The following is a 427-nucleotide window of genomic DNA, read 5'->3' on the forward strand; positions in this document are numbered from 1 at the left end:
TAGGTCGGAGGGATGAGCAACGAGTCCCTACATTTCGACATCCTCACCGCTGACGACTTAGACCCCCGCCAACTCACCGCCCTATACCTTGAAAGTCGCAAGGCATTTCGCGCAGCATGCAAGCGCGCGGAGCGGGTGTCCCGTGGCAGCGGCGGTATACAGGTTGACGGCAACCGGCTGGCTTATGCATCTGTCCTGTTCATGCGCATCTGCGTTCTGGCCAAAAGTCTCGGACATTTTCTGCCCGACTGCAGACCCAGGGAACATTGGGATTTCAGCACTGTCGCCTCGATCACCCGCAATCTGAGCGAGGCTTATTTATGGTATTTCTGGCTCTGCGAGGACGAGGTCGACCCGGATTGTTGATTACCGTTGAGAAGTGACCCGGGATTTCCACCGAGAAGTGACCCGCCTGATGATTATGTTT

1 protein-coding gene is annotated in these 427 nt (G+C 56.0%); it reads left to right on the forward strand.

What is annotated here, in order from left to right:
* Nucleotides 1-12 precede the first annotated feature (12 nt).
* On the forward strand, nucleotides 13-366 hold the full coding sequence (locus MJ601_RS21830) for a DUF5677 domain-containing protein (RefSeq protein WP_242130491.1): 354 nt from the start codon (nucleotides 13-15) through the stop codon (nucleotides 364-366).
* Nucleotides 367-427 lie beyond the last annotated feature (61 nt).

It is taken from the genome of Sphingobium trunci, from assembly GCF_022664535.1.
In the GTDB taxonomy this organism is placed as follows: Bacteria; Pseudomonadota; Alphaproteobacteria; order Sphingomonadales; family Sphingomonadaceae; genus Sphingobium.

What these genes read in the sequence shown, in the direction of transcription:
- MJ601_RS21830 (WP_242130491.1), top strand. Translation starts at nt 13, where the DNA reads ATGAGCAACGAGTCCCTACATTTCGACATCCTCACCGCTGACGACTTA.